Annotated in this window: 1 protein-coding gene, 1 tRNA gene and 1 pseudogene; 2 read left to right on the top strand and 1 reads right to left on the bottom strand. The window is 70.0% G+C overall.

Translation table 11 applies throughout. The features are described 5' to 3' along the window. Positions 1–72: 72 nt before the first annotated feature. Positions 73–747 (top strand): rhomboid-like protein, encoded by a 675-nt coding sequence (locus JGS39_RS38800; protein ID WP_219574469.1) that lies wholly within the window; start codon positions 73–75, stop codon positions 745–747. Between the two features lie 45 nt (positions 748–792). After that, positions 793–2,185, top strand: a pseudogene (locus JGS39_RS38795) (NAD(P)/FAD-dependent oxidoreductase). Between the two features lie 55 nt (positions 2,186–2,240). On the opposite strand, the gene JGS39_RS38790 reads toward JGS39_RS38795, so the two are convergent. Continuing rightward, positions 2,241–2,313: transfer RNA gene (locus tag JGS39_RS38790), tRNA-Thr, on the bottom strand. Positions 2,314–2,449 lie beyond the last annotated feature (136 nt).

Genomic DNA, 2,449 nt, shown 5'->3' with positions numbered 1-2,449 from the left:
GGTCTGAGTGGCGATCAGCGCATCCGGAATGTCAATCACGCCACCGATCCTAGGAGCGTGCGTCAATCGGCTATGACCCCGAGCCACCCCGCCCCGCCCACACGGCCCCGCTCCGCACCCGCCACGTGGATCCGCGGCGCCGGCTCATGGGTCCGCAGCGCACCCGGCACGTACACCTGGCTGACCGTCCTCTTCGTCACCACCGTCATCGTCCACCAGATGTCACCCGCCTTCGAGGAGGACTTCCTCCGCCAGCGGTCCACCAACATCCACGAGCTCTCCCGCAACCCCGTCCGCGTCCTCATCAGCAGCGCCTTCTGGATCGACAGCGGCACCTGGCTCCCGTACGCCGTCCTCTACACCGTCTTCCACGCCCCCGCCGAACGCCGCCTCGGCACCCTGCGCTGGCTCACCGTCGCCGCCACCGCCCACGTCCTCGCCACCCTCGTCAGCGAAGGTGTCCTCGCCTGGGCCATCCAGCACGGCCACGCCCCCGCGACCGCCGTCAACACCCTCGACGTCGGCGTCAGTTACGCCCTCGCCGGCATCGTCGCCGTGCTCACCTACTACGTGGCACGCCCCTGGCGGTACGTCTACCTCTTCGCCGTCCTCGTCATCTACGCCGTCCCGCTCGTCACCGGCGCCACCTTCACCGACGTCGGCCACTTCACCGCAGCCCTCATCGGTCTCGCCTGCTACCCGCTCACCCGCACCCGCCCCGAGACGAAACCGGCCCCTGCGAAGTAGCGTCCCGCCAGGAGCACCTCACCCACACGGACAAGCAGGGGCAACATGAGCACCGTCAGCACCGTCAACGGCGGCATATCGTTCTGGTACGCGGACCGAGGCACCCCGACCCCCCGCGAACCCCTGCCCGGCGACAGCACCGCCGACGTCTGCATCGTCGGCGGCGGATACACCGGACTCTGGACGGCGTACTACCTCAAGAAGGCCGTCCCCTTCCTCAACATCACGGTCCTGGAAGCCAAGTTCTGCGGCTACGGCGCCTCCGGACGCAACGGCGGCTGGCTCTACAACGGCATCGCCGGCCGCGACCGCTACGCGAAACTCCACGGCCACGACGCAGCCGTCCGCCTCCAGCAGGCGATGAACGACACCGTCGACGAGGTCATCCGCGTCGCGGCCGAAGAGAAGATCGACGCCGACATCCACCGGGGCGGCGTCCTCGAAGTCGCGTACACACCCGCCCAACTCGCCCGCCTCAAGGACTTCCACAGCGTCGAGATCGCCTTCGGCGAGACCGACCGCACCCTGCACGGCGCCCGCGAGACCTCGGAACGCATCCGCGTCAACGGCGCCGTCGGCTCCACCTGGACCCCGCACGGCGCCCGCCTGCACCCCGCGAAGCTGGTCACCGGCCTCGCCGACACCGTGGAGGCGCTCGGCGTCACGATCCACGAGTCGACCCCCGTCACCGAGATCAGGCCCAAACACGCCGTCACCCCCTACGGCACCGTCCGCGCCCCGTACGTCCTGCGCTGCACCGAAGGCTTCACCGCGAACCTCAAGGGCCAGAAGCGCACCTGGCTCCCGATGAACTCCTCCATGATCATCACCGAGCCCCTCCCCGCCTCGGTCTGGGACACCATCGGCTGGGAAGGCCGCGAAACCCTCGGCGACATGGCGCACGCACGCCCAGCGCACCGCCGACGACCGCATCGCCCTGGGCGGCCGCGGCTACCCGTACCGCTACGGCTCCGCCACCGACAACGACGGCCGCACCCAGCCCGCGACCATCGAGGCCCTGCGCGAACTCCTCATCCGCCTCTTCCCCACCACCGCCGGCACCCCGATCGCCCACGCCTGGTCCGGCGTCCTCGGCGTCCCCCGCGACTGGTGCGCGACCGCCACCCTCGACCGCTCCACCGGCCTCGGCTGGGCCGGCGGCTACGTCGGCTCGGGCGTCGCCACCACCAACCTCGCCGCCCGCACCCTGCGCGACCTCATCCAGCAGGACTCCGGCCAGTCCGGCCCCACCGAACTGACCGCCCTCCCCTGGGTCAACCACCGCGTCCGCCGCTGGGAACCCGAACCCCTGCGCTGGCTCGGCGTCCACGGCATGTACGCCGCCTACCGCGCCGCCGACCGCAGGGAACTCACCTCCCCGCGCCCCGGCACCGACCGCATCGCGAAGATCGCGGACCGGCTGTCGGGGCGGGGGTGAGCGGGTTCGGGCACAAAAAAATCCCAGGTCAGCAGGGTACTGACCTGGGGTTTTGAGCCGCCTGTCGGAATCGAACCGACGACCGTTCCATTACAAGTGGAGAGCTCTTCCAACTGAGCTAAGGCGGCGCTGCACACGGCTACGAGCACGCGCGCGAGCCCTCACTCTACACAGCGCCCCACCCGCCGATCCAGGAAGTTCCCCCGCCCCGTAACCGCCCGAGCACCCGTGCGTTAAGAACACTGACGTACTGATCCGGATATC

This window comes from Streptomyces poriferorum (assembly GCF_019399235.1).
GTDB lineage: Bacteria > Actinomycetota > Actinomycetes > Streptomycetales > Streptomycetaceae > Streptomyces > Streptomyces poriferorum.
The sequence above is the reverse complement of the archived record's forward strand: the minus strand, read 5'-3'. Positions and strand labels throughout refer to the sequence as shown.

Coding starts and splice junctions, on each gene's coding strand:
- JGS39_RS38800 (WP_219574469.1), top strand. CDS start 73: ATGACCCCGAGCCACCCCGCCCCGCCCACACGGCCCCGCTCCGCACCC.